Annotated in this window: 18 protein-coding genes and 1 pseudogene; 1 reads left to right on the plus strand and 18 read right to left on the minus strand. The window is 47.1% G+C overall.

What is annotated here, in order from left to right; translation table 11 throughout:
- Positions 1 to 36: 36 nt before the first annotated feature.
- From LOZ86_RS20055 to LOZ86_RS20080, 6 genes are all read right to left on the minus strand, one after another.
- The gene (locus LOZ86_RS20055; protein WP_039482172.1) at positions 37 to 774 is read right to left on the minus strand and encodes a GntR family transcriptional regulator; all 738 of its coding nucleotides are present in this window, start codon (positions 772 to 774) and stop codon (positions 37 to 39) included.
- A gap of 384 nt (positions 775 to 1,158) precedes the next feature.
- Complete coding sequence (ftsP, locus tag LOZ86_RS20060; protein ID WP_039482173.1) at positions 1,159 to 2,574, minus strand: cell division protein FtsP; 1,416 nt, start codon at positions 2,572 to 2,574, stop codon at positions 1,159 to 1,161.
- A gap of 102 nt (positions 2,575 to 2,676) precedes the next feature.
- Complete coding sequence (locus LOZ86_RS20065; RefSeq protein WP_230242682.1) at positions 2,677 to 3,414, minus strand: 1-acylglycerol-3-phosphate O-acyltransferase; 738 nt, start codon at positions 3,412 to 3,414, stop codon at positions 2,677 to 2,679.
- 150 nt (positions 3,415 to 3,564) lie between these two features.
- Positions 3,565 to 5,835, minus strand: a complete 2,271-nt coding sequence (gene parC / locus LOZ86_RS20070) for a DNA topoisomerase IV subunit A (protein WP_161546688.1) — start codon at positions 5,833 to 5,835, stop codon at positions 3,565 to 3,567.
- A 278-nt stretch (positions 5,836 to 6,113) separates the two neighbouring features.
- Positions 6,114 to 6,551 carry an SUKH-3 domain-containing protein gene (locus LOZ86_RS20075; protein ID WP_039482180.1) on the minus strand — a complete coding sequence of 146 codons (438 nt, stop codon included), beginning with the start codon at positions 6,549 to 6,551 and terminating at the stop codon, positions 6,114 to 6,116.
- A 36-nt stretch (positions 6,552 to 6,587) separates the two neighbouring features.
- Positions 6,588 to 7,238 (minus strand): hypothetical protein, encoded by a 651-nt coding sequence (locus LOZ86_RS20080; protein ID WP_039482183.1) that lies wholly within the window; start codon positions 7,236 to 7,238, stop codon positions 6,588 to 6,590.
- 301 nt (positions 7,239 to 7,539) lie between these two features.
- On the opposite strand from LOZ86_RS20080, the gene LOZ86_RS20085 reads away from it, so the two are divergent.
- The gene (locus tag LOZ86_RS20085; RefSeq protein ID WP_230242684.1) at positions 7,540 to 9,942 is read left to right on the plus strand and encodes a TonB-dependent receptor domain-containing protein; all 2,403 of its coding nucleotides are present in this window, start codon (positions 7,540 to 7,542) and stop codon (positions 9,940 to 9,942) included.
- A 298-nt stretch (positions 9,943 to 10,240) separates the two neighbouring features.
- On the opposite strand, the gene LOZ86_RS20090 is transcribed toward LOZ86_RS20085, so the two are convergent.
- The 12 genes and pseudogenes from LOZ86_RS20090 to LOZ86_RS20145 form a co-directional block, all read right to left on the minus strand.
- The gene (locus LOZ86_RS20090) at positions 10,241 to 11,461 is read right to left on the minus strand and encodes a hypothetical protein (RefSeq protein ID WP_161546691.1); all 1,221 of its coding nucleotides are present in this window, start codon (positions 11,459 to 11,461) and stop codon (positions 10,241 to 10,243) included.
- 884 nt (positions 11,462 to 12,345) lie between these two features.
- Positions 12,346 to 12,447: pseudogene (locus LOZ86_RS20095) on the minus strand (LysR family transcriptional regulator); the annotation flags it as partial.
- Positions 12,448 to 12,462: 15 nt separating this feature from the next.
- Entirely contained in the window at positions 12,463 to 13,026 is a 564-nt protein-coding gene (locus LOZ86_RS20100) for an LOG family protein (protein WP_039482188.1), read from the minus strand.
- A 294-nt stretch (positions 13,027 to 13,320) separates the two neighbouring features.
- Positions 13,321 to 13,773 carry a DMT family transporter gene (locus LOZ86_RS20105; RefSeq protein ID WP_039482190.1) on the minus strand — a complete coding sequence of 151 codons (453 nt, stop codon included), beginning with the start codon at positions 13,771 to 13,773 and terminating at the stop codon, positions 13,321 to 13,323.
- 300 nt (positions 13,774 to 14,073) lie between these two features.
- On the minus strand, positions 14,074 to 14,727 hold the full coding sequence (pyrE, locus tag LOZ86_RS20110) for an orotate phosphoribosyltransferase (protein WP_039482192.1): 654 nt from the start codon (positions 14,725 to 14,727) through the stop codon (positions 14,074 to 14,076).
- On the minus strand, positions 14,708 to 15,763 hold the full coding sequence (locus LOZ86_RS20115) for a quinone-dependent dihydroorotate dehydrogenase (RefSeq protein WP_052012032.1): 1,056 nt from the start codon (positions 15,761 to 15,763) through the stop codon (positions 14,708 to 14,710). Before LOZ86_RS20115 ends, pyrE begins: the two co-directional genes overlap by 20 nt.
- A complete protein-coding gene (locus tag LOZ86_RS20120) occupies positions 15,760 to 16,779 on the minus strand; it encodes a cysteine synthase family protein (RefSeq protein WP_039482194.1) in 1,020 nt (339 codons plus the stop codon). Before LOZ86_RS20120 ends, LOZ86_RS20115 begins: the two co-directional genes overlap by 4 nt.
- Before the next feature lie 12 nt (positions 16,780 to 16,791).
- Positions 16,792 to 17,997: a M24 family metallopeptidase gene (locus LOZ86_RS20125; protein ID WP_039482195.1), complete on the minus strand. Its 1,206-nt coding sequence runs from the start codon at positions 17,995 to 17,997 to the stop codon at positions 16,792 to 16,794.
- Positions 17,987 to 18,364 (minus strand): NUDIX hydrolase, encoded by a 378-nt coding sequence (locus LOZ86_RS20130; protein WP_039482197.1) that lies wholly within the window; start codon positions 18,362 to 18,364, stop codon positions 17,987 to 17,989. The genes LOZ86_RS20125 and LOZ86_RS20130 overlap by 11 nt, the downstream gene beginning before the upstream one ends.
- Positions 18,348 to 19,784, minus strand: a complete 1,437-nt coding sequence (locus LOZ86_RS20135; RefSeq protein ID WP_039482199.1) for a 4-hydroxyphenylacetate 3-hydroxylase family protein — start codon at positions 19,782 to 19,784, stop codon at positions 18,348 to 18,350. Before LOZ86_RS20135 ends, LOZ86_RS20130 begins: the two co-directional genes overlap by 17 nt.
- A gap of 13 nt (positions 19,785 to 19,797) precedes the next feature.
- Positions 19,798 to 20,508 carry a ferredoxin reductase domain-containing protein gene (locus LOZ86_RS20140; protein WP_039482201.1) on the minus strand — a complete coding sequence of 237 codons (711 nt, stop codon included), beginning with the start codon at positions 20,506 to 20,508 and terminating at the stop codon, positions 19,798 to 19,800.
- Between the two features lie 531 nt (positions 20,509 to 21,039).
- Positions 21,040 to 21,780, minus strand: coding sequence for a 3-oxoacyl-ACP reductase family protein (locus tag LOZ86_RS20145; RefSeq protein ID WP_039512766.1), 741 nt, complete (start codon positions 21,778 to 21,780; stop codon positions 21,040 to 21,042).
- Positions 21,781 to 21,842: the final 62 nt, after the last annotated feature.

A 21,842-nucleotide genomic window follows, 5' to 3' on the forward strand; every position in this document is an offset into this window, starting at 1 on the left:
TGCCAGCCTGCACCGGGCTGGCATTTTTCTTCTCATCTAATCAGCAAACTGAATCTCATACACATCACTACGGCAATGTGCTTCGCTGTATTCCAGCAGTTCACCTCGTTCGTTATACACATGCAGTTCGCAATACAACGCTGGAGCCTCCGCCGCAATACCAAGAAGCGCAGCGATTTCTGCCGTACAGGCAATCGCTTTGAAACGATAGCGTTTTTTGTCCGGTGTGATGCCACGCGTCATCCAATACTGATAGAGAGACTGCTCAAGCGCTTCGGGATCAGGTAGGAACTCTTGCGGTATCCAGGTGGTTTCCAGCGAAACGGGTTCGCCATTGCTGAGCCGGACGCGTCGCAGATAGGTGACGGACTCGCCTTCCGGCAGAGACATTTTCGCGGCAATGGCAGCAGGGGGAACCTGTATTGCTTTTTCTAACCAGAGGCTGCCAGCGACGCCGCCTTGTTTCAATATCAGCGCGGTGAACCCTTCATCCTCGGCGCTCAACGCGTAGTTAAGCCGTTGAGCCACGCGGGTTCCCACCCCTTGCTGGCGCACAATCAGCCCTTTTTCTTCCAGCAGTGACAGGGAACGGGAAACCGTTACGCGCGATAATCCCAACTGCTGCGCAATCAGTCTTTCGGCGGGTAAGAACTGGCCGGATAACGTCTTACGACGGCTGATTTCTGATTCAAGCAACGACGCGAGCTGCATGTAGCGAGGCGCCGACGGCGCTCCAGCCAGCTGATCTCTGACCCAAAGCAGTAATTCCCGCATAGTGCAGCCCTTTTAGTGACGCAGCGTTCTGGCTACGTACAGGTTAAAACAGAAAGTGAACCTGATTTCATGGCGAAACGAAACGTTCGGGCTCTGACATTGTTGTAATAAAAAATGTTCTTTTAGCACGAATCAGACCCGAAACAGCACGCAACGCAAAACGCAATTCACCCTTAATTAATAGCAACATCAATATATAAGGTATCGTCCGCACGGCTTCGCATCTTTAATTTTGGTTTGTCTGAATAGAGGTGGATCACATTAAGAAACAGATAAGTCTCGGAAGCGTTGCCGTCTGACGAGCGAGCGGCGCATCAGACGGGGCAGCCGTCACCTTTGTCACGGCGGAGAGGTCACGCGGAGAAGCTGGCAGTATAGGTTGGTTTACATCGCAGACTGTACGATGAGCTGTCCCGTCGAGCCGCGGTCGGCCAGTTCCAACGTCTGGCTGTAATACAGGAAAGGGAACGCCAGTGAGGAAGGCTGCGTGAAATAAACCAGCAGCTCGACATCGTTATCCACCCACACCGTATCTTTCCAGCCGCTGTCTTCCACCGCTGGTGGTCTACCATTCGCGCTGCGCACCAGAAACTTGACGCCCTGAATGTGGAAAGCCTGCGCCGTGTCGGCGTGGATAATCCAGCGCTCACAGCGGCCAAGCTGGGTTTGTACATCGGCACGCGTCATGTCCCACATCGCGCCGTTGATGCCGGGCAGACTGTCACCCAGACGGAATTCGCGCGTACGGCTGATGCTGCCTTCAATGATGTTGTCAGCCAGCAAACGCATCGGCAGGTTATCCGTGACTAATGGCAACAGTCCCGTCGGCTTCAGCGTAAGTATTTGAGTCGAAATCAGGATGCTGGAAGGCTCAAACAGCCCGCGCAGACGATCCATAATCCCAGCCGACTCACCTGCCGTCAGCGTGACTTCTTCGCCTTGCGACATGTCGACCAGAATTTCGCGCCGTTCGCCGGGCGCGAGAGAAAGCTGGTTCACCGCCATCGGTGCCGGCAGCAACCCTTGATCGCTGGCGATCACATGCATCGCTCGCCCATCGCTCAGTCGCATCACGTAACGCCGGGAGTTCGACGCGTTCAGCAATCTCAGGCGAACCCAGCCACGGGACACTTCAACAAAGGGATTTTGCACGCCGTTGACCAGCAGCGAGTCGCCCACAAATCCACCGTTAGAAGGCGGGTTGTAGAGAGGGACACCAAAGTTATCCAGTCGTTTATCCTGAATAATCAACGGGAAATCATCGACACCGTAGTGATTGGGAAGCGGTAGGGATTTACTGGTGCTGTCTTCCACCAGCCATAGCCCAGCCAGCCCGTTATAGATATGCGGGGCCATGCGGTTCGGCGTATTCGCATGATACCAGCAGGTCGCCGCGGGCTGACGAACGGGCAACACCGGTGACCAGTCGTTTCCTGGAGAAATAATACGAGCCGCGCCACCCATCAGCGGCCCCGGCACCTGCAACCCGCCGATCGTCATCGCGACAGGCTCATTCAGGCGGTTACTGTAAATCAGCTTAACGTCGTCGCCGTCATACACTCGCACCGTCGGCCCTAAATAGCGGCCATTGATTCCCCAAATGGAGGTCTTACGGTCACCGGAGAATGCCCAATGGGCACGCTGCATGGTCAGAAAAAGAGGCTGGCCTCGGCGCGACTCCAGTAATGGCGGTATCGGCAATGCGCCGGGATTCCCACTGGCTTTGGCTGCCAGTGGCGTCATACCCGCACATAACGCAATGCCCGATGCCTGAATAAACTGACGTCGGCTGAGTGACATAATGACTCCGTAAATCCAATAAACCGTAAGCAAAGTTTATCTTCCGATTCGTTCTTGAATAGACAATCGGAAGAAATAATCGAGTAACTCGATGGGATAATTTTATTTTTTGTCTGCTGCTTCGCGCGCCGCGACTTCCGCATCCAGTTCCGCAATCTTGGCAGCCATCACATCATGGCAATGTGCAGCCAGCTCGCGAACCTGCTCTTTGGTATATGCGCTGGTATCGATGGGTGGCAACATTTCTACGATAACGAGTCCGTTATTCCAGCGGTTCAACTTCACCTTATTGCTGGTTGTAGAAACGCAAATCGGCACAACCGGCACGTCTGCGCTAATCGCAGCATGAAAGGCACCGGTTTTGAAGGGCATCAGGCCGCGTCCACGGCTGCGCGTACCTTCGGGGAACATCCAGATAGACGTGTTGCGTTCTTTAATATGCTTCACAACCTGGGCAATAGTGCCATGCGCTTTAGCGCGGTTTTCACGGTCAATCAGCAAGTTACCCGTCAGCCAATACAGTGGCCCGAAGAACGGGATCCACAGCAGGCTTTTCTTGCCTACGGTAACGGTACGGGGCTGAACCGCGCTAGATACCGTGACCATATCGTAGTTGTTCTGATGATTCGCGATATAGATGCAGTTGCCGTAATGCGCAGCTTCTTCCGGTATCCGCATTTCTACTTTCAGGCCAAACACCACGGACAAGCGACCAAAAAGATGGCCGAAGGTCGCGACATGGCGGGGATTTCGAGGGCTGAACAGGCAGTAAAACAAGCCAAAAATACAGATCAAAATCGAAAATATAATGACAATAAAAAAACGCAAAATGGATAACATAGCAACCTCATTAGCCGACAGCCGCCGCTAGTATAGCGATTCCGCGCTAAAACACACGGTGATTCAATTTGCGGCGGGATGGCAACTGGAAACTCAAGAAAGGCGGTATGACACCGCCTTTCTCAACATGCACAAGACAATACGGAGGCGTTATTCTTCGCTGCTGCCGGTGCTAATTTGCTGCGGTGCATCCACCTCAATTCGGTCGATGCGCTGTAGCCCACGCAGCAACGTGCCTTTCCGCCCACGCTCGCCCTGATACTTCTGAAGCTCGTTTGGACGCAGCACCAGCTTACGCTTACCGAAGTACAGCGTGACTGACGCCTGTGGTGGCAGCAGATACAGCCAGGTCAGACGGTCTTTGCCTTCCGCAAAATCAGCCGAGGAGATAGATACGATCTTGTTGCCTTTTCCTTTCGACAGCTGTGGCAGATCGGAGACAGGGAACAGCAGCATTCTGCCTGCGGCGGTGATCGCCATCAGCAGGTTGTCGTTGCCGTTAATCTCGATTGGTGCCAGCGCCTTCGCGTTATCCGGCAGCGTAATAATCGCTTTACCCGCGCGGTTACGCGCGACCAGATCGTTGAAGGTACACACGAAGCCGTAGCCCGCATCGGATGCCATCAGCAGCGGCTGATCGTCTGCGGCCATCAGCACCTGCTCAATCGTCGCGCCCGGCGGCAGCGTGAGTTTGCCCGTCAGCGGCTCACCCTGACCGCGTGCAGAAGGCAGCGTGATCGGATCCAGCGCATAGCTGCGGCCGGTGGAGTCAATGAACACCACGGGCTGATTGCTCTTGCCTTTCGCGGCGGCGCGGAAGCTATCGCCCGCTTTATAACTCAGTCCGGCAGGATCGATGTCATGCCCTTTCGCGCTGCGTACCCAGCCCATTTCTGACAGCACAATGGTAACCGGTTCGGACGGCACAAAGTCGTGCTCGCTCATCGCTTTCGCTTCGCCACGCTCACGCAGCGGCGAACGACGATCGTCACCATAGGCTTGCGCATCGGACTGAATTTCTTTCTTAATCAGGTTGCTGAGCTTACGGTCTGACGCCAACAGTGCTTGAAGCTGATCGCGCTCTTTTGCCAGATCGCCCTGCTCACCACGAATTTTCACCTCTTCCAGCTTGGCCAAATGACGTAATTTCAGCTCAAGGATCGCTTCGGCCTGTGTTTCACTCAGGCTGAACTGACGCATTAGAACGGGCTTCGGCTCATCTTCCGTACGGATGATATGAATGACTTCATCAATATTCAGGAACGCAACCAGCAAGCCTTCAAGGATATGCAGGCGCTTGAGCACTTTTTCCAGACGGTAGTTCAGGCGACGACACACGGTGTCGCGACGGAAGACCAGCCATTCGCTCAGGATCTCGGCCAGCCCTTTCACGCTAGGACGACCATCCAGACCGATCATGTTCATGTTAACGCGATAGCTTTTTTCCAGATCGGTCGTGGCGAACAGGTGGTTCATCACCTGATCCATATCGATCCGGTTCGAGCGCGGCACCAGCACCAAACGGGTTGGATTCTCGTGATCGGATTCATCACGCAGGTCTTCGACCATCGGCAGCTTCTTCGCACGCATCTGGCTAGCAATCTGCTCCAGCACTTTGGCACCAGAAACCTGATGTGGCAGCGCGGTAATCACGACATCACCGTCTTCTTTCTTCCACACCGCGCGCATACGCACGGAACCACGACCATTCTGGTAGAGTTTGCGCACTTCATCGCGTGGCGTGATGATTTCAGCTTCCGTCGGGAAATCCGGCCCTTGAACATGCTGCAATAACTCTTCCAGCGAGGCCTTCGGGTTTTCCAGCAGCATCACGGCGGCGGCAGCGACTTCACGCACGTTGTGCGGCGGTATGTCCGTGGCCATGCCGACGGCGATCCCGGTGGTGCCGTTCAGCAGAATGTTCGGCAGACGCGCAGGCAGCATCTTCGGCTCTTGCATCGTGCCGTCAAAGTTCGGGGTGTAATCGACCGTGCCCTGCCCGAGTTCGGACAGCAGCAGTTCCGCATATTTAGACAGCCGCGATTCGGTATAACGCATGGCGGCGAAGGATTTCGGATCGTCCGGCGCACCCCAGTTCCCCTGACCATCCACCAGCGGATAGCGATAAGAGAACGGCTGCGCCATCAGCACCATCGCTTCATAGCAGGCGCTGTCGCCATGCGGGTGGTATTTACCCAGCACGTCACCCACGGTACGGGCAGATTTTTTAAACTTGGCGCTGGCATTCAATCCCAGCTCGGACATCGCATACACGATGCGACGCTGCACAGGCTTCAGGCCATCGCCAATGAACGGCAATGCCCTGTCCATGATGACGTACATGGAATAATTTAGGTATGCATTTTCGGTAAACGTGCGCAGCGCAAGGCTTTCTGCGCCGTCATGAGTCATCTCACTCATTTATCTCACTTCCCTCACATCGCGGCGCGATGGTTACGCTTTCCGGCACGCCATAGCGGCGGTATGTTTGGCGGGAATAGTACCTTATCTGATGAGGTGATGTCACAGGGAACCATTCTCAGCCAATCACGCTACAGGGAACGCTGTCGTCTCAGAAAATCATCACACCGGACGATGATCGGTGTGAATCCGACAGCTGCCGGAGAAAGTCGTTAGCGGTAGCGATGAACGCTCGGATGATCGGCGGTAATCGTTTCACCATAGATGGAAATTGACGGCTAGTCTGGCCGCCGCATCTCTTTCCCCCTGCGGCCAAGCAGAATACGTTCAACGGCGACACCGAAAGACGCGCCTTCAAACCAGAATGAATCATCTACAAAGCTCATGCCGTAGCAGACTCCCACGTTATCCATCAGCAGAGCACCGTGCGCATGATGGGTTTCGCCGACAAGAATCAACGTTGTGTCCAGAATACGTTGCCATTCCAGCAGCGTTTCATCCTGCTGCAAACCTTCCTTGCCGCCAAAAGCGATATCGCTGGTGGCACACTCTTCTCCTGCATCGCACTCCCCCACCGTCAGCCCGCTGAACGCGAGCAGGATGGCAGAGGCCGGATGATGCTCAGGCACAAACGGCGGAACTGATTGCGCTTCAGTACGCGGCCAGCCTGCCGCGTGAAACAGTGGAAGAACGGATTCGGGGATTTCAATCGACATCGTTAGTCATCTCGTCATTGTGGTAAAAGAATAAAGTCAGCGTTGATTTTTCAGCCGATGACGAATAGCGCGTATTGTACTCGTCCTTATCGTTTCATACGGTGAAACCAGATCGCGATGGTTTGACAACCGTTCCAGAGACGATGAATCGCCAACGCCACGGAGCGCACAGAATATCAGGAAGGTCTGGTGTTCCGACGTTGCCAGCGGTAACAGCCGCATCAGGAAAGCGCGCACCGCCGCGGCCTGCTCGTCCGTCGCCGCAATGCCGTCTTTGATGCTCAGGAGTAAGTTAAAGGTAGAAGTAAGACGCCATGCCGTTTCGGGCGCTAACTCAGGTGCCTGCATGACGCCAGCAAAGAAAGCCATCAATGCATTCACCGCCGCGTGTGATCGAAGCTCTTCAAGCAGGCCAATCACATACGCGGCATTGTCAGGTTCGGCCGCCAAGACGCCGAGAGCGTCAGTTCCTTCTTCTGCATAAGCGCCTGCAATTTCAGCCCATTTCGCTAACGGAACAACATGTGTGCCGTCGGGCAAATAGGGTGAGTGAGACCAGCCAAATTCATCGGACAGCCGATTAAGTTCATCGCGTAACCCTGGCAAACGCGCTTTTGCTGCGGCAAGAATATGCTCAACCTCAAGCGTGTTACGCCGAGCCTTCGACCTAAGTGCAGAGATTTTCATCTATATAAATACCCTATCAACCCTCAGAGCAGTCAGTTTCGTAAGTCGGTAATGTCATTACGCCTCATTAATGCATAGTCCGTCGCTTCCGCTTTGATAGCAAACATACCGTTTCATTAAGAATTATTCATCATCGTTGCAACATCAGATGATAATGCTTAGCATATTGATAATAATTATCATTACCACATGATAGTTAATGTTATTTGCCGTTTTGCATTTCCCTTGCAGACGTTAGCGACCAGCACGCCATGTTTCCCCAACGCCGCTGGCCAGAACAACCTTATAGCAGAGTATCATTATGTTAATTAACAATAATTTAAATAAAATTCTTCTCACCGGCATCTTGACTGGCGTCGCGCTGAACAGCATGGCAGCGGATAGCACCACAGGCAACAACGCACTCAACGTGAAGAACCAAGACGATTCGGCGGCGAAAACGGGACAGACTGACGATGTGATGACGGTTCACTCGCCAAAAATCGAGAAAAAAGCCGGTTCAAGTACAACGCTGACTGCCGCAGATATGCAAAGAGAAGGTGGCAACAATTTCGGCACGATCATGCGTTATCAACCTCTGGTGAGCGCAACCGGGTCCAGCGGCGGCAGTAATACAGGGAAAAGCGGCTTCGACCGCGGCGGTTACACGGGCTACAACATTCGCGGCATTGAAAGCAACCGTGTCGCGATCGATACCGATGGTATCGCCCTGCCCAATGCCACGGGCCGCAGCTACGCCAGCCGTGCCGGATTCAATACCTTCGGGATGGGACGCGACTATATCGACCCTTATATCTACAGCAGCGTCGATATTGAGTCGGGCGTTACCTCCGCAGAAAATACGGTCAACGCACTCGGAGGCAGCGTCTCCTTTCGCCCCAAATCTGCCGATGACTACCTGAAAGCAGGCAAGCAGGACTACTTCGGTTTTCAGAGCGACTACGACTCCGCCAACCACGGTTGGCACAATGGCATCACGGCAGCAGGCGGTGATGACGACCTGCGCGGTGTGGTCGTATTTAGCCGCCGTGACGGCCAGCAAACGCGTAATAACAGCGACGAGATCGCCGCTTACCCCGCCAACTGGCACTCTAACGCTATTTTAGCGTCCGGCATTTGGCAGGCTAACGACGAGCATCAGCTCACCGGTACGCTGGATTATTACCATAAAACCAACCACACCCATTATGACTATTGGGGTAGTCTGCCAAGCGGCAACAACACCATTTACGGCACGGCGCAACAAAGCAGCCAGACACGCCGTTGGACCGCCAGCCTGAAAGATCGCTGGAGGCCCGTTAACAACACGTTGGTCGATTTGGTTGATAGCCGCATTTACTTCCAAAACAGCGAATCACACGACAATACCTGGCTGCCCGCAACCACAGGGATGGCAGCGGCAGATAGCCACCGGGTCTATTCCGATTACAATGTCACCACCTATGGATTCGATACCCATATGGTGAAAAGCTGGGATCGCCACGAGTTCAGCTGGGGCCTTAACGCCAGCCAAAGCAAAACAGAGCGTCCGTTCAGGCAGTCGCCTAATCAAACGGGTGCCAACAACATCATGCAGCCAGAAGCCGACAGCAACAGCTATACCGTTGGAGGCTTTGTGCAGGATACCGCTACGTGGGATCTGGCGGGGCACGCCTTCTCGGTTGTCCCTGCCGTGCGCGCCATCCATCAGCGTACCAAACCGGCTAATACGGCTCGCCTGAGCGGTGACGGCAGTGTCATCAGTGAATCCGATGTCAACAGACTGTACGGCAAAGCCAACAGTGATACGCAAGTTCTGCCGTCTCTGAGCTTCCTTTACGACATCACGCCGACGCTGACGACCTATGTGCAGTACCGCCGTGGCGCACAGTTCCCGGATGCCAGCCAGCTTTATGGCAGCACCAACCTGGATTCCAACTTTGCGGGGCCGTTCCAGTATGCCTTTATCGGCAATAGCGACCTCAAAACGGAAACCAGCAACAACGTAGAGTGGGGATTAAAAGGAGAAGCGACGGAGGGGATCACCTTCCGCACGGCGCTGTTCTACAACACGTATAAGAACTTTATCGCCAATACCCGCTACCGCCGTAGTGCTAACCCCGATAAATTTACCAATGTTCCAAGTAATATCAGTACGATATATCAGGCAGAAAACCGCGATAAGGCTTATATCTACGGCGGCGAAATCAGCAGCAAAATACAGCTAGGCACCTGGTTCCCAGCGGTCGATGGGCTCAGCACCACGCTGGCGTTTGGCTACACCAAGGGCCAATCGCAATCGCGCTACCTCGGCGACCGCTATGTCGATCTCGACAGCGTCGCGCCAATGAAAGCCGTGATAGGTATCGCCTACGACGATCCTGCTCAGCGCTACGGTGCTGCTCTGACGTCGACCTTCCAGAAAGGGAAACAGGCGAAGGATACCAGCCGCGAAAGCTATACCAATGCTGGCAACGCGGTCGCCACCTCGAATACCGAATATATGCGGATTCCCGGCTATGGCATGGTTGACCTGACTGCCTACTATCGCATTAGCAAGAACGTGAAAGTCAACGGTGGCGTGTATAACCTGACTGACCGTAAGTATTGGGATTATCTCAGCAGCCGTCAGATTGAAACCAACGATCGGCAAGGGCAGTACGACCGCGCCCTCTCCGTGCAACCTGGCCGTTCCTTCCAGTTGGGCGTGAACGTGGATTTCTAATCCGTATCACTCACTATTCAATGAAAAAGGCGATGCACCATTCAGGCAAGAATGTATGCTACGCCTTTCCTGCCTGAGTGATTGCGATATGGAATTTGCTGAAGCCTCCCTTTTGTTGAGAATATTTATCCAAACAAAAAGGTCGGTGCAGGAGTCATCTTAATCACCGATGATGATCGGTGCCTCACGCGACTGGAACAGCAACTTGTCGTGGATGATGGGAAGACTGATGCGCTGCTCAATAATACTTGGCCTTCCTGATACTCGAATTATCTCGAGTACATATCATGTTGTGCAGTTAATAGGGCAGGGGTAACGCTCTGTCAACCTTCGTGACTTCCTCTAACGTGACATCGTAAGTATTTGATAATGTCTTGCTGGATACGGCTGTAACCTTGAAATGCGCCAGCGGGGAATACAGTCTTTCTCCCTCATAATTATCAAATGCCAGACCACCAGGGAGGCATAACCCTTTGCTGCTATTACCTTGCACCTTGAATATGACTTTTACATCATCCTTGCTGCAGTTTGCAAAATGGCTGGCAACACTTATATCTCTGGATGTGGAGAGGAATTGCCCAAGGTTATACACGGTTTCAGTTTTGTTACGTTTATCGGTATTAAATCGTGAAATTAACGCGTTAATACCGCTCTGTGTCATTCCTTGCCCACGGTAAGTTGTTATATTTTTTTGTGTCGGGGTATACCATTCTTTAGCACCCGTTTTCACCAGTTCGCTCAACTCGCTACAATTTACCTTGATAACCGATTTAAGCGCTTTATTGCCACTGCTAAAAATCTCATAACCATGAATCCTGCGGTACTCTTCAACAACTGCACTTCCGCACACTTTCCCCCCAGAGGGAGTGTTGCCAAATTGATAGCGAGCCTCAGCGTTGATCGCTTTGCATCCCGCGCAGCTTTGATAGATCATGGAAAAATTTTGTCGAGCTTTGAGGCTTTTTTCATCAGCCTTTTTCGCATCGATTTCAATTTTAACAAGCTTGTCTATCTCTCGCGCTACAGCATATATTTCCGCTTCAATGCTAACAATTTTCTTCTCATACTCGCCAGTCTCTATTTCTAGCCCATGAATCTCACTTGAGGCGCTATCAATTCTTGTCTGTAGCGTTTTTATCATCTCTCCAGCAGATACTGTACTCCCTTTAGAATTGATACTTTTGACTGCGGCCTCACGCTCAGCCTGATAACGGCCACCATGAAGCATATTTTTTAAAAAATTACTCGCCTGACCGTATTTGAAACGATCATTTTTCAGGCGCACAGTGGCATTATCACCATGTTTTTCTGAGACTGACTGAAGATTTTCAATTAATAACTTATTGTTTTTGATATGATTTTTTTGCGCGTCAATATAGTTATATATCTTGACTGAACGATTTATAATACATGATGATTCTTTCAATAAATTACTGTTAATTTTGCTTAATTTCGCACGTTCCTGTCGTATGCCACATATCGATACCGAAGAATCATATCTAATAGAATCTACTGACATTTATTTATTATGACCATGTAAAAAGATTGCTATAAATTGAGATTTTTTCATATTTCAAGGTGGTAAACTATCAAGAAACGATTCTGAGTAAGAAATAACAAGCTACAGAAAGAAACTGAGAGGAGATATTTTACCAGAGGAAAATTTTAACAGAAAATTACGGAGATAGGCTCAATGCCTCAAGGTTATACATCAAAAAACAAGTGCCATTTGGCAATATATGTTGATGCCCTAGATAATTATAACTTCAAGACAAAACATTAGCATTTTGAACAACGCAGAGCATTGGCCATTCAAGAATAGGCTCATTTATGAGCCTCGTAACACGACAAGGAAAGAGAAAGATAAATTAATCGGAAAGAAAAATAAATATATCACAAGATAGAAAATATTTAACACTCTGCTGATATTCCTGACCTATTTAACAAGAAAAACCTTCGACACCAATACTATTTATTAACCAAAAATAACAGAGTTGAAAGCTATCTATTAATTATTTTAATAATGGATATTACCTAAATAACTTCGCGCATTGATGCTTCACTTCTCATCTGACGAGGCCAGAGCTGGCGGTGTGCCTCCTTCAACAAGTGTAGCTATATTATGCAAAGCTATTTAGATAAACCAGCATATCCACAATTACGCCAACTCCCGCAAACTCAATGGCTCTGTGCCAGTCAAACAGAAAGCCTAATCAGTCACTTATCCCTGTATCTGTTGCATTGTACCCGCAATATCGTGGCTTATGTCGAACAGAGCTTGGCTATCCGGTTCAGTATTCCCATAATGAGCACGTTGTAAGTATTACTATAACGGCGACGCCCCCCAGCACCAGCGGCACAATGACACACTGAATAAATGCCGAGGCCAAATGGCTCCCAGCGAATACTGGATGTGGTTTGCCCAAGCTGTTCCCCCGCCGCCGAGATCGAACCGGAGTCGATCACCACCACAAAAGCCCGAAGCTCCTCAAGCGTGACTTTCATAGGCGAATATACCAACTAGCGCTGCCATTTCGGCTTTGGCGGGATATAGGATAACGTTTTCTGAAGAAGATCTTCGGGATCATGTGAAACAATCAGCATCTCGGAGTATTCCTGCTTCATGAAACCCTTGCTGATCATCTTATCGATGAAGGCTAACAATTCATCGTAATAGCCGTTTATATTTAGAAAGGCACAGGGTTTATTGTGCAAGCCAAGTTGCGCCCATGTCCAGACCTCAAAAATCTCCTCTAATGTGCCCGCCCCCCCAGGTAAAGCGATAAAAATATCAGCATGATCTGCCATTAGTGATTTTCTAGCATGCATATCTTTAACGACTTTGAGTTCATGCACTTCACGGTGAGCCAGCTCATGATCAACTAAGGATTGAGGCATGACACCGATAACATGAACACCTGAAGATATCGCTGCGTCGGCGAGTGTTCCCATCAGTCCAACCCGCCCACCACCATAAACCAAGTCAACCTTTTCCCGCGCCATTGCTAAAGCCAGACTTTCAGTTTTTCTTATGTACTCAGGATCGGTTCCATGACTGGAACCGCAGAAAACAGCTGCACGCATATTAGACCTTATTTCATAGTGATTATTATTCTGCTAACAATATTATTCATTAACATCCAAAGCTTATTATAACCCTTTATATACCCAAAATAATTCGAGTTGCGTGACAAAACGTGAGCGTTTTGAACAACGCCCTGCGTTGGTCCTTTAGGACAAGGCCGTATGGCCTTGTAACGCGGCAACCGCGCGAGTCTCCGGGAACTTACTCAGATAAGTGGTTCGGGTGACAAATCTGCCAGGAGCAGATTTGAACGCAGCCAACGCACAAGCAGCTTGAAGTATGACGGATATAAATCAACTAGTTTTTAAATTAACACACAATACTCCAGATAAAACTAATAATACGCCAATGAGCCGCATTGGCGAAATATCTCTTATAGGTAGTCCGAGAAGCCCAAATTTATCCAGCAATAAAGACATCAATATCTGTCCAAAAATGACAATAGAAATCATGGCAGCAATACCCAATCTGGGGGCAAGGAATGTCGTACCAAAAACAAAAAATGCGCCCAAAACCCCTCCTGATAGTAACCCTATGTTGCTATGGCGTAATTGAATCAACTGATTCAAACGTTCTCCCGATGCCGCGCATAGAAAGAACAGACATAGCATACCAACAATAAATGAAACTAACGAGGCAAGCATCGTACTACCACCCAGTATAGATTTCAGTTGATTATTGACAGCCGATTGAGTCGCTATAGCAATACCTACGCTTACCGCTAAAAAGTAATAAATAAAATTCAAGGTAGCTCCTGCTAATTATATTAGATATTTATTTCGCCTTAGACCCTAGCGTTAAATTTAAAATAAGCAGCTATAACAAGGTGCTTGGGCGAAATGGGTGAACCAGTCATTAGCTATCCTAGTTGGATAAAGGAAGTACCCCTTACCCAACCGAATAGGTTTCTACTGGCAACACGGCTTTCCAGAATGATTCTTGTAGTATGTTCAGATAAATAGTTAGCATTATCTGTATTCAATTATCGCCGATTTTTAACCCATTAAAGCTCGATATCGTAAATTCTGGAGTTCCTTTTCAGAATATCAACACTTAGCACCATATTTATTGAGGTAGATCTGGATAGCATCGATTTTTTCTTGCTGCTGACCATGTTTCTGTAAACAACGGATAACGTGTTGAATGGTAGTGATAGAAAAAATAGTCAACCCTAAGCGTTCTATAGCAGCTTGTAATGCTGACTTCTCCGTATCCAGAGCGCATTCCTGACGATCTAATGCAACGAGATAAGCCAAAGGCTGTCCCCCTTGCGAATGGATTATCTCTATTGTGTCATCGATTGTCATTCCAGAAGTGATGACATCATCAACAATCATTACACTGGCGTTTGACAATTTCTCACCCACCAGAAGACCCCCATCACCATATGACTTCACTTCTTTTCTATTAAAGGAATACTTAACTTCATAATCGAAGTCACGTTGTAAAGCCAGAGCCGTCGCGACGCCCAACGGAATGCCTTTATACGCAGGCCCAAAAACTATATCGGGGCTTAAATCATTTTCCATAATGAATCGCGCATAGAAATGCGCAGTTTTATTTAACAGACTAGCGCAGGATAATTTTCCAAAGTTAAAAAAATAAGGACTGATTCTAGATGACTTAAGTTTAAACTCACCGAATTCTATTACCTGACTATCAATTAAAAACTGCGCAAACTCATCCTGAGTGTTTTTCATAATATGACCCTATTACTTGACTGACCGTTTGGAATCCATCCTGCTTCATAAGATACTCGATTTCAGATAGCATCTTCGGCAAAATGGCTGGACCTTCATAGATGAAGGCGGTGTATATTTGGCAAAGACTTGCGCCTAAACAAAGACGTCTATACGCTTCCGCGCCACTATCAATGCCACCTGAAGCTATAATAGGTTTGTTGTGACCTATCACATTAAAAACCCTCATAAGCATATCACGCGATCTTTCCTGTAATGGCTTACCAGACATACCGCCAGTTTGTAACAGTGGAGGAATCGCTGAAAAGTTATGCCTGCTAACGGTTGTATTACTCACAATGAGCCCATCAACTAAAGAGCCAGCCAGATAAGTCAGCAAGTTGGCTTCATCATGCGGATTCATATCGGGAGAAATTTTGATGAGAATCGGACAATCAATCCCTCTCTCCAACCTCAACCGATGTAATCTCTCTAACAGTGGATCAATAGTTTCAGCATGTTGTAAATCCCTTAACCCTGGGGTATTAGGCGAAGACAGGTTTATCGTTAAATAGTCGGCATACTCTATTAACTTCTCCGCAGCGCACATGAAATCGTCAAGATAATCTACAGAGTCCTTATTTTTTCCAATATTAACACCTAAAATAACGTCTTTTTTATTCTTGGCTAAACGCTGCTGGGCATATAACATGCCTTTAGAATTAAAACCATAACGGTTGATGATGGCGCCAATATCTTTCAAGCGAAATAAACGCGGACGAGGATTACCTGGCTGGGGCTTCGGCGTTATTGAGCCAACCTCAACAAAACTGAAGCCTAATTTACCCAGAGAATTATAAATCTCGGCATCTTTATCAAAGCCAGCACCAATACCTAAAGGATGAACGAATTTCTTATTCCATATTGTCTGAGAAACGCCATCAGGTATAGTGATACGGTTTTCAAATGGAAAATGACTCAAGCTAAAAACAGCAAGATGATGCGCAGTTTCTGATGGTAGTCGGAGTAATGTTTTTCGACAAAGTTCGAGAATCATTTTTCGGTTACCAGATTATCCTGAAATTCATTAAAACTGATTTTTATTTCATTTTTTAATTGTTCAGCTGTCAGCAAATTTACATTTTTAGCGTCAAGCCAAGAATCATCATAGAATTGCTCAAGATAATTCACACCAGAATCTGGCGCAATTGCCATAACCGAATTAATTTCAGGAAGCTGTAAAGCCATCAATGCTGAAAATATAACCACACCAGAAGAACCACCCAGCATAAGTCCGACATCTTTTGCGAGTAATCGGCATAATGATATTGCGTTTTGATCGCTAACACTGTGGAGAAAATCAAATAAATCCAGATCGGTGTTATCCGCTCGCCAGCTTAATCCCAGTCCGTTTAATAAGTAAGGATGGAAAGTTTTCCCAAAGATTGCCGATCCTGCGACATCACATGCCATAAATCGAACATGAGGATGAACAGCCTTTACTCCTCTGGTAATTCCACCAAAATGTCCTCCTGTACTCACTGAACCAACCAACATATCTACAGAGATTTCAAGGAATTCTCTTGCCGTGACTGCTTCATGAAATTCAGGGTTATCTGGATTATCATATTGGTTGGTCCAATATGCACCGGGATGCTGATTCAGTAACGCTTTAACTCTCTCAATTCTGGCCTTTTGATATCCACCAGAGGCATCAGGAGTATCGACAACTTCAACTTTAGCGCCAAAAGCGGTAAACCAATTAAGTGAATTCTTGCTAACTTTCGGATCGACAACAATGATGAGATGAAACCCCATGCTGGCGCTGAGCATGGCAAGAGATTTTCCCAAATTGCCCGACGTTGATTCAATGACAATACCACCAGGACGCAATTTACCGCTTTCGAATGCTTTATTAATCAATCCCAATGCAGTACGGTCTTTTATGCTGAAATTTGGATTGAACTGTTCAAGTTTAATCAAAAGCTTTTTATTTTTTGGAACTAAAGGATGTTCAAGAGAAAAAACGGGGGTATTTCCAATCAGTTCACTAACATTAGTCACTGTATACATATTCATATTTCCTTATAGAATTTTGAAGTTAGGTGCTGGGTTAGAAGTTAAAAAACGGTTGCCAGAAACGCCGACCAAAAGCGGATCTTCTATATGTAAGGCACCCATTCCAAACTCGTAGTAAGGTGTTTCAACTGATAAAACCATTCCTTCTTGTATGATATTTTCGTCAGAGGGGCTTAATATTGGGAATTCATAGGGTTCTAAACCAATTGCATGCCCAACATGATGGCGACGATATTCAGAAAAACCGGAACGGTGTACAACATCCATAATATGGAAAAACACTTGCTTTCCTGTTTTCCCAGGCCGAATAAAATCAAGTGCCGATAACATTCCATTTTGCAGTGCCTGATAGCGCTTTTGTATAAAGGGCTCAACACGTTCGATTGCATATACACGTGCGATATCGGACCAATATCCTTGATAAACGGCGTCAGAATCAAACCAAAGAAGATCTCCTGATTCGAGACACAAGTTTTCATTTTGTCGCCTCTGCCCACCGACTGCCGCTCGACCCACTTTAAGCATCGTCAAGGAAGGAAAAGCCCCTCTTTTTACAAGCGCCTGATTAAACCAACTTGCTATTTCAGCCTCATTAGAGCCTCTACGGACTAACTTTATCGCCTCATAAATTGCCGCTTCATTAATCAAGGCCGACTTTGTCAGCATATCGACTTCTTTTGGTGTTTTACGCCCCCTTGTCTGACGTATGCCCTTAGATACACCGCACCATTTAATACCGGGAAAGTTATTTTTAAGATAGTCCAAGGTCTGTAGTGACATACCATCTTCATCAAACCCGATACTGTTTATGTCACCATAATCCCGTATTTTGTGAATCAGCGTTTTTAAGGCTTCAGCAGATGATGCTTTAGATAACTCGACATTACTAAGCTTCAGGAGTGCAGCTTCATCTTCGCTTAAGCAGGTTTGACCATCATATTCACGATAAAATGTCCCGTAAGGCTGAACATGTTGGACGGGAACATCCGCATCAAGCACCTGATCTATTTCGCCAATCGAATGCACGATGCTTACAGTATCAATGTCATACCGATGAAGTAATGCGTAGCATTGCCCATGATAGGGATTCAACGTTTTAATAACAGGTGAAAAACCCGTGAAATAGTGAACATTTTCTTTACTTGATCCGATTAATAAATCTATTTTTTCCCGTTCAAAAAGATCTCGGACTTGAGCCGTATCATAAGCCATTGTTAATAACCTTGAGCGTTTTCACGACAGCCGGAGCCATGAGCTCTGTGTCAGAAAGAGAAAACCATCCCAACTCACTGATTTCAGCACATGGGGTGATTGACGGTAAAAATGAGATGGTAAAAATGGACAGATGAACGCTATCGCTACCATCATGATTTGGTCCGGTTACCGTGGTCAAAAACGTCAATTCGGATGCAGGAACAGTTAATCCGAGTTCCTCTTCAAGTTCTCGTATTAATGTTTCTTTAGGATTTTCACCCGGAGATATTTTTCCACCAGGAAAATACCACACCGTATTATCCCGAACACGAACCAACAACACTTTGCTTTTCTTGATATATGCCAAGCTAGCACAATGAATCATGATAAATTCTCTTGATATTATCGAGATGCTTAAACAACTCACCTTTCGGGTAATTTGAATAATGCATTGCAGCTATTCTTATAGGATCACCTGCATGATATTTTTCATATACCATTTGCCTTTGTCCAAAACCATCGCCACTAAGATCCCAGGCTAAGTTTAGGAGAAAGCACCTATCTTCAGCACTTATATTTTTATTTCTTAGCGCTTCCTTAAGAATAGGTCCATTTTTATTTTCAAAATCCCCGTGATGAGGGACAGCAAGCATTGAACCAGCAGAGAGAGATTGAATGATATTCACCATCCGATGATACCACTTAGGAAAATGGTATCGGATAGCTTGAATAGCATGAATACTAGGATTTAAAAGGTCGTTTTCTAAGGTTGCATCTTCTTCAGCCAACAAGATCGCACCACGGACTAACTCCAGACTTGAGGTCATCTCTCCGAGTTGTTCTTGGACATTCAAGAAACTACCCAAGCCCATTTTATTAGCCAGTTCAATTGCAACACCGGTTAATAATTCAGCTTTGGCAAGCCCTCGAACAATTCCCTGATGCCCGTTATGGTTTCGGATTCTTGTCTTGTCATAAAATGAATTCGATTTTTCTACATCTCTGAAGACAAATACATCACTCCACGGAATAAATACATCCTCGAAAACCATATACGCATCCGATTCATCAAAAAGATTTGAAATTGGATGGTCTAACAGATTGTAACCATTATGGTTCAGAGGCTTTCGACAAATGAGCTTCACGCCCGATGCCGTAACCGGTACAGCAAATGCGAGGGCAAAATCCTCATCACCAGAGATCAGCCCAGGCATATTAAAGACTAGAAGCTCATCGGCAATTGGAGCCAACGTCACTATCATTTTAGCACCGCGGACAGTCATTCCTTTTGAATCATGGGAAATAGACCTAACCCCACAGTATTTGTTTTCTTGTAACCCTAACTGAATACCCCTATCAATTTGAGGATTAATTGCGCCATGGCCTACGAACAAATTTTCATTTCGGCATCGATCATAGTATTTGACTGCATTACTAGAAAAATCAGCGTATTGGCCTGCTCCAAGTACATGGGAGTTTGTTGCCATAGCAGCTAAAGCACTATTGATAAAGTCCGGTGTTCTTCCCAACATACCAAATGATAAATCGGCAATGGCTTTATAACTTTTTCGCTTTCTCGCTAATTCCTCTCTGGTTTTAGGAGCAAGCGTACTGATGTGATAATTTTTACCATTCTCTTCATAAGTGAACAGTTCAGGCTGCGATTCCTGAAGTTGATAGAATTCTGCAATACTATCGATTGCACCTTGAAATGATGGTTCAGTAGATACGTCAGATATCAATTTAGAATCAATATAAACCTGTCGCGGACTTTTCAATCTGTGTAAATAATCTTCCTTTAACATAAAAACATCCTAGTTAGCAATTGTCTGAAATAATCCTTCCTTCATTAACCCCTAGGGTATGAAGTTCATTTTTTATCAACTTGAAGAAATCCTTACCACTTCCGATGTAGAAATTAGATAAAGAGAAGTGAGACTGACTAATTGTTTCGACTGTTTTTTTTACAAATGATATGTCGCGACCTGCGTAACTACTGTACATCGTTCTGAAATGGAAATTTTCATTTGAGTCGAACAATTCATGAATATCTTTGCCAGTAAAATAATTAGCACCTTTATCATTTATATAAATCAATGATGTGGGTTGTTCACTGTAATGCTTCGCCAGATACTGAATGATACCTCTGACATAGCTATAGCCAGTATCACATGCGATTAACACGTTACCATAATCAGATTGCCGCCAATGCGCCTTCCCTAATGGTAATGAAATAGCGATGCTATTCCCAGATTGTATTTCTAGGATAATTCGGTGTGATACTGAGAGTAACTCATTAAATCCTATGATTAACTCAATGCTTATCTCATCATCTTTGTCCTTAGATTTATGCCAAGAGGATATAGAAAAACATCTTTCGAGTTCACTTCCACAACTTAATTTTACATATTGACCAGGTAAATAATGATAGGATGCTATACGAATTTTAACCAGATAAGTCTTTTCGTTTAAGTCCTTCACTTCGATCTGGCAGGGTTTAATAATTATTTGTTGACTAAGAAAGGACATAGTTTAAGTACTTTACCATTTTCAAATTAATAACCAAGCCAATTATTATAAATAGAATTAATTAAATATTATCACCACCTCACTTCCTTGTCGCATTGAATTAAAACTCATAAAACATATTTATAAATTAAAAACCAACTTAAGTGAATCAAATTTAATTGATTAAAAAGATAAGAAGCTCACGTTTTTTTTAAAAAAAAATGTAATTAATCATATTTAATGTGATTAATGTCACATTAAATAAAAAATTTAGTTATCTTTTTGATTCAAGAGATTGAGATCAATAAAATCCATATCCATCGAATGGTTTTACATCATACAGCCGCACTGACTCCCAAGTGGTTGCGGCGCTCTTCCGAGCGTTTCTTCACCAGAAGCATATCCATCATCGCCGTCGATTCGGTATTCACCAAACGTTATCGTGTACTCGCATCATACCGCAGCCACCTGTAAATGACCGCCACCGTCTGAACATCGTCCTACCGAAGCGGCTTATCCACCTCGGCAAGATGAAACAGGATAAAGATCGCGTTAGGCGTTAGACCCGCCATCCACTGTGATCCCAGTTCCCGTAATTTGTCGGGCTGCCGGACTCGCCAGAAACGCGACGGCTGCCGCAATGTCTTCAGGTTTGCCATAATGTCCCAGCGCGATCGACGAACGCTGCGCCTCCGAATGCTCGCCGTCAGCTGGGTTCATATCGGTATCGGTTGATCCCGGATGCACCAGATTCACGGTGATACCATTCGGCCCCAGCTCACGCGCCAGCCCGCGGGTGAAAGACAGTAGCGCCGATTTAGACATCGCGTAGACCGACATGCCCGGCATCGGAACACGCTCGGCGACACTCGATCCTATCGAGATAATACGGCCTCCCTGACCTAAATGCGGGATGGCCGCTTGCGATGCCAGCAACACGGCACGCACATTCACGTTCAGCGTGTCGTCAATATCCGCCAGGCTCAGCTGAGACAGCATGCCGCCGCGGGCAATCCCCGCGTTATTGACGAGAATATCCAGACCGCCCAGCGCGTCTGCTGCTTCGTTCACCGAACACACAACGGCTTCGGCGTCCGCGCTGTCGGCCTTTATCGCAAAGGCGCGACGGCCTTTGGCTTCAATCGCCCGCACTACCTCCAATGCCCGTGCCTCAGAGTTCTGGTAGGTGATCGCCACATCTGCGCCTTTTTCCGCCAGTTCAAGCGCAATGGCCGCACCAATGCCGCGAGATGCGCCAGTCACCAGCGCTTTTTTATCTGTAAGTTCGGTCATCGTTTACCCTATTTTGTAGTGATTGATATATAATGTTATAAACGCCCTCTGGGTAACCGTCA

This window comes from Pectobacterium parvum (assembly GCF_020971565.1).
Taxonomy (GTDB): Bacteria; Pseudomonadota; Gammaproteobacteria; order Enterobacterales; family Enterobacteriaceae; genus Pectobacterium; species Pectobacterium polare.

Bases quoted from the DNA above. Each gene is read 5' to 3' on its own strand.
- LOZ86_RS20055 (WP_039482172.1), bottom strand. From the start codon at position 774: ATGCGGGAATTACTGCTTTGGGTCAGAGATCAGCTGGCTGGAGCGCCG.
- ftsP (WP_039482173.1), bottom strand. From the start codon at position 2,574: ATGTCACTCAGCCGACGTCAGTTTATTCAGGCATCGGGCATTGCGTTA.
- LOZ86_RS20065 (WP_230242682.1), bottom strand. From the start codon at position 3,414: ATGTTATCCATTTTGCGTTTTTTTATTGTCATTATATTTTCGATTTTG.
- parC (WP_161546688.1), bottom strand. From the start codon at position 5,835: ATGAGTGAGATGACTCATGACGGCGCAGAAAGCCTTGCGCTGCGCACG.
- LOZ86_RS20075 (WP_039482180.1), bottom strand. From the start codon at position 6,551: ATGTCGATTGAAATCCCCGAATCCGTTCTTCCACTGTTTCACGCGGCA.
- LOZ86_RS20080 (WP_039482183.1), bottom strand. From the start codon at position 7,238: ATGAAAATCTCTGCACTTAGGTCGAAGGCTCGGCGTAACACGCTTGAG.
- LOZ86_RS20085 (WP_230242684.1), top strand. From the start codon at position 7,540: ATGTTAATTAACAATAATTTAAATAAAATTCTTCTCACCGGCATCTTG.
- LOZ86_RS20090 (WP_161546691.1), bottom strand. From the start codon at position 11,461: ATGTCAGTAGATTCTATTAGATATGATTCTTCGGTATCGATATGTGGC.
- LOZ86_RS20100 (WP_039482188.1), bottom strand. From the start codon at position 13,026: ATGCGTGCAGCTGTTTTCTGCGGTTCCAGTCATGGAACCGATCCTGAG.
- pyrE (WP_039482192.1), bottom strand. From the start codon at position 14,727: ATGAAAAACACTCAGGATGAGTTTGCGCAGTTTTTAATTGATAGTCAG.
- LOZ86_RS20115 (WP_052012032.1), bottom strand. From the start codon at position 15,763: ATGATTCTCGAACTTTGTCGAAAAACATTACTCCGACTACCATCAGAA.
- LOZ86_RS20120 (WP_039482194.1), bottom strand. From the start codon at position 16,779: ATGTATACAGTGACTAATGTTAGTGAACTGATTGGAAATACCCCCGTT.
- LOZ86_RS20125 (WP_039482195.1), bottom strand. From the start codon at position 17,997: ATGGCTTATGATACGGCTCAAGTCCGAGATCTTTTTGAACGGGAAAAA.
- LOZ86_RS20130 (WP_039482197.1), bottom strand. From the start codon at position 18,364: ATGATTCATTGTGCTAGCTTGGCATATATCAAGAAAAGCAAAGTGTTG.
- LOZ86_RS20135 (WP_039482199.1), bottom strand. From the start codon at position 19,784: ATGTTAAAGGAAGATTATTTACACAGATTGAAAAGTCCGCGACAGGTT.
- LOZ86_RS20140 (WP_039482201.1), bottom strand. From the start codon at position 20,508: ATGTCCTTTCTTAGTCAACAAATAATTATTAAACCCTGCCAGATCGAA.
- LOZ86_RS20145 (WP_039512766.1), bottom strand. From the start codon at position 21,780: ATGACCGAACTTACAGATAAAAAAGCGCTGGTGACTGGCGCATCTCGC.